The organism is Albidovulum sp., from assembly GCF_049646345.1.
Lineage (GTDB): Bacteria > Pseudomonadota > Alphaproteobacteria > Rhodobacterales > Rhodobacteraceae > Albidovulum.
This window is the reverse complement of record NZ_JBARVQ010000899.1, coordinates 1-4469: the sequence shown is the minus strand read 5'-3', so window position 1 is coordinate 4469 and position 4469 is coordinate 1. Positions and strand designations below refer to the sequence as shown.

The window sequence follows — 4469 nt, the reverse complement described above, 5'->3', positions numbered from 1 at the left end:
CGACCGCCGCGCTGAATGTGCTGAACGAAGGCGGCGGCATCAATGGACGCCCCGTGGAACTGGTCTTTGAGGATGACGGCACCGATCCCAAGCGCGGTTCGGAAGTGGTTGAGAAACTTGTCACCCAGTCGAACTGCGATCTGGTGATGGGAACGCTCTTTTCCCATGTCGTCATCGGCTCTGCCCCCCGCGCGGGCGAGTTGAAGGTGCCCTATCTCGTCTGTTCCGAAGGCCACCATGTCGCCTCCGGCATGCTGAACCGCTGGACCATGCAGCCCGGCATCACCGATGTGAAAAGCCAGGTGCAGGGCATGGCGCCTTTCGTGACCTCCAATCTCGGCAAGAAGATCACGATGATCTTCCCCGATTTCGCCTTCGGCCACGATCACCGCGATTACTTCACCGCCGCCGTCGCGGCTGAGGGCGGCGAAGTGATCAAGCATATCGCGATTCCTCCGACCGAGACCTCGTTCACCCGCTACTTCCCGCAGATCCCGTCGGATACGGATGTGATCTATCACGTCATGGTCGGCCCCGCCGTGCTGACCTTCGTGAAGGAACTGGGCGAGTTCTACGGCTCGGGCGACCGGCCGCAGCTTTTCGGCTTCATCGACAGCCTCGAAGCCGTAGACATCAACTCCCCCGGTCTCGAATTCCTCGACGGGTCGCATTTCTGGGAAGGCCATCCGCGCTACAAACAGGAAGATGCCTCCGAGCACGAGACGTTCTACCGCGCGGCCGTCGGTGTCGACGACAACGGCGCCTCGGTTTCCGACGCGGCCGATGTGGCGACCTATGCCCATATGTTCTCCACCTGGGAGACCCTGTTCGTCGTCAAGGACGCGATGGAGGCGGCAGGCTATCAAGGACCGGCCGACCGCCAGAAAGTCGTGGAAGCCATCGAGGCGATGACCGACTTTGCCGAAGGTCAGGCCCATCCTCAGGGGCCGAAGAAGTTCAACGGCAAGACCCATCAGGCTTTCGGGCTGCAATCCATCACCAAGGTCGAGGGCGGCAAGCTTGTCCGCGTCCACCAGACCGCGATGGAGGACGGGGAATACCCCGATGAGGTCGACTACACCACGATGAGCTTCTGATCTTCTGAAAGGCGGGCGGGGCTGATCCCTCGCCCGAACTGCGCTTGGATTTCGGACCGTTCCTGCTTCTTGCCCTGATGGAGGGCCTTGTGACCGCCGCGGTGCTTGCGCTGACGGCGTCTGGCCTCAGCCTTGTCTTCGGCATCATGCGGGTGGTGAACGTGGCCCATGGCGCGTTCTTCATGCTGGGCGCGGTGCTGGCCTGGTTCGTCTCGCAATGGGTGCCGGGGCCTGCGGCCCTGTCCTTCGCCGTGGCACTGGTGCTTTGCCCGCTGATTGTCGGCGCCATTGCCGCTGCGGCCGATATGGCGGTGCTGAAACGGCTGAACTATGAGCCCGAGGCGACCATCGTCGCGACGATCGGGCTTCTCTATATCCTCGAACAGGCGGCGCTCAGCTTCTTCGGCCCCGATGCGCGGCCTGTCCCGGCACCCCTGAATTTCCGCATTCAACTGCCGTGGTTCGGCTATTCCGGCTACAAGCTGGCGGTGGTCGTTGGGGCGGCTCTGGTCCTGCTTGCCGTCTGGCTGATCCTGAAGCACACCAAGGCCGGGCTGATCATGCGGGCGACCCAGATCGACCGCGACACCGCCCGCGCCTTCGGCATCAATGTCGACCGGGTCTATGCCGGGGTCTTTGCCATGGGGGCGGGGCTCGCCGCCATCGCCGCCGTGCTGATCGTACCGATCCAGCAGGCGCATTACCTGATGGGGGGCGATCCGCTGCTTCTGTCCTTTATCGTGGTGATCATTGGCGGGCTCGGATCTTTGCGCGGCACGCTGGTCGCCGCCCTGATCATCGGCCTTGGCGATGGCGTCATCTCCACCTTCTTTGCCCCGACCTTGGCCAAGATTCTTGCCACGCTCGCGGTCGGGCTGATCCTTGTCCTGCGCCCGCAGGGCCTCTTTGGGAAACGCGCGGCATGAAGTTGGACCGGGCGCTTTATCTTCATGTCGGCCTTATCGCGGCGCTTCTGGCGTTCCACTTCGTGGCCCCCGCCTATCACCACACCAATATCGCCCGGATCATGGTGCTGGCGATCTATGCGATGGGCTACAACATTGCCTTTGGCTATACCGGCCTTCTGAGCCTTGGCCATGCGCTGTTCTTCGGCGCGGGGCTCTATGCCGCCGGGCTTCTGGCCTATCATGCGGATGGGACTGCGGGCATCGGGCTGATCGCGGGGCTTCTTGCCGGCGGCGCGGTGGCCTTCGCGCTGGGGCTTTTTGCGCTGAGGACAGCCGGTGTCGCCTTCATGATCGAGACGCTGATGTTCGCACAGGCCGGATACCTGACGGTACTTTATTTTGGCAGCTATACACGGGGTGACGAAGGCATCGTCATCCCCAAGGCGGGGCGCATGCTCGCCTCGCTTGACCTCTCTGACGACAATACCCGTTACCTCGTGGCGCTCGCGCTCTTTGCCATCGCCCTCATGGTCAACCTCTGGCTCGCCCGCTCGCCGCGCGGCCGGATCATGGTGGCGATGCGCGAGAATGAGGAGCGGAGCCGCATGCTCGGCTACAACCCGTTCACTGTGAAGCTGACGGCGCTGACCATCTCGGGCCTTTACGCGGGCCTGTCGGGGGCCGCCTATGCGCTGATGTTCGGCTATGCGGGGGCGAGCCTTGCCTCAGTGCAGTATTCGATCCTGCCGCTGCTTTACGTCCTCCTTGGCGGCGCGGGCACTGTCATCGGCCCGTTCCTTGGCGCGCTCTTGATGTTCTACCTGATCGACTACGCGTCCTCCGTGACCGACGCTCATCAATTCGTCACCGGCGCGGCGCTCGTCCTGCTGATCCTCTTCGCGCCAAAAGGCATCCTTGGCACGCTCCGTGAACGGGGGCTGAAATGGCTGCCGTGACACTACTGGAGGCACGCGGGCTGACCCGCCATTTCGACGGGCTGAAGGCCGTGGACGGGGTGGATTTCGACCTGCATCAGGGGGAGATTCACGCGCTGATCGGCCCCAATGGCGCAGGCAAGACAACCTTTGTGAGCCTGCTGTCCGGCCGCATCGCCGTCCAATCGGGCAGCATCAGCTTCGACGGGCGCGACATCACCAGACTGCCCGCCCATGCCCGCGTCCGCCTTGGCATCGCCTACACATTCCAGATCACGCAAGTTTACGGCGCGCTGACGGTCTTCGACAACATCGCACTGGCCGTGCAAAGCCGCCATTCGCATCACCTGCGCGATGACGCGATGGAGGCCCTGACCCGAGTGGGGCTTCAGGACCGCGCCGATCAGACGGCAGGGACACTGAGTTACGGCCACCAGCGGCTGCTGGAAGTGGCCATGGGGCTGGGGCTGAAACCGAAGCTCCTGATCCTCGACGAACCGACGCAGGGATTGGCGCGGGGGGAGATCGAGACCTTCAAGGACATCGTGCGGGGTGTGGTGCCTGCGGCGACCGTGCTGCTGATCGAACACAATATGGATGTGGTCATGGACCTTGCCCAGCGCATCACTGTCCTGAATTTCGGCGAGGTTCTGGCCACCGGCACGCCGGAGGCGATCCGGGCCGACAAGGCGGTGCAGACCGCCTATCTGGGGGGCTGAATGCTGAGGCTCGACGGCATCGAGGCAGGATACGGCGCGGTGCAGGTGCTGCGCGGCCTCACGCTCTCGGTCGCGGCGGGCGAGGTTTTGTGCCTGATGGGCCGCAACGGTGCGGGCAAGTCCACGGCGTTGAAATGCATCATGGGGCAGGTGCGGGCCACTGCCGGGTCGATCGACCTTGACGGCACGCGGATCGAAAGCCTGCCCTCCCATGAGGTGCCGCGCCACGGGATCGGCTATGTCCCGCAGGGGCGGCGGCTGTTCGGCGATCTGACCGTGGCCGAGAATATCGAAGTCGGGCTGATGACGCGGGCGCGGGGGCCACGGGTGCGCGACCACGTGCTCGACCTCTTTCCGCGCCTGCGCGAACGCATGGGTCAGATGTCCCGCACCCTGTCGGGCGGCGAGCAGCAGATGCTGGCCATTGCCCGGGCGCTTTGCCTGGAACCCAAGGTCCTGCTTCTGGATGAGCCGACCGAGGGGCTGCAACCCTCAATGATCGCGCTGATCCGCGACACGGTGGTGGCGCTGCGGGAAACTGGCGTGGCCACGGTGCTGGTCGAGCAGCGCGTGGATGCGGCGCTGTCCGTCGCCGACCGGATCGCCTTCATGACCGGTGGAGAGGTTGCGGAAACGGTTGAGGCACAGGGCCTTGGTCCCGACGCCCCGCAATTCGCTTCTTATGTCGGTGTGTGAGACGGCCTGACGTAAGGTGGCTTTAGAGCGTGTTGCGGTTTTCGAGATTCAGGATTCCCCCGATGCTTGATCTGTGATTCCCTGTCTGTATGGCAGATATGGGGGTCAGTGATG

Annotated in this window: 5 protein-coding genes; all 5 read left to right on the top strand. The window is 63.8% G+C overall.

The window, feature by feature from the left end; genetic code table 11:
• The coding region (locus WBB85_RS23485; protein WP_432640979.1) for an ABC transporter substrate-binding protein at positions 1–1097 on the top strand (1097 nt) is incomplete at its 5' end.
• Between the two features lie 44 nt (positions 1098–1141).
• Positions 1142–2023, top strand: a complete 882-nt coding sequence (locus WBB85_RS23480) for a branched-chain amino acid ABC transporter permease (protein WP_432640978.1) — start codon at positions 1142–1144, stop codon at positions 2021–2023.
• Entirely contained in the window at positions 2020–2961 is a 942-nt protein-coding gene (locus tag WBB85_RS23475; protein WP_432640977.1) for a branched-chain amino acid ABC transporter permease, read from the top strand. The genes WBB85_RS23480 and WBB85_RS23475 overlap by 4 nt, the downstream gene beginning before the upstream one ends.
• On the top strand, positions 2958–3659 hold the full coding sequence (locus WBB85_RS23470; protein WP_432640980.1) for an ABC transporter ATP-binding protein: 702 nt from the start codon (positions 2958–2960) through the stop codon (positions 3657–3659). The genes WBB85_RS23475 and WBB85_RS23470 overlap by 4 nt, the downstream gene beginning before the upstream one ends.
• On the top strand, positions 3660–4355 hold the full coding sequence (locus WBB85_RS23465) for an ABC transporter ATP-binding protein (protein ID WP_432640976.1): 696 nt from the start codon (positions 3660–3662) through the stop codon (positions 4353–4355).
• The last annotated feature ends 114 nt before the right edge of the window (positions 4356–4469 follow it).

Bases quoted from the DNA above. Each gene is read 5' to 3' on its own strand.
- WBB85_RS23475 (WP_432640977.1), top strand. From the start codon at position 2,020: ATGAAGTTGGACCGGGCGCTTTATCTTCATGTCGGCCTTATCGCGGCG.
- WBB85_RS23465 (WP_432640976.1), top strand. From the start codon at position 3,660: ATGCTGAGGCTCGACGGCATCGAGGCAGGATACGGCGCGGTGCAGGTG.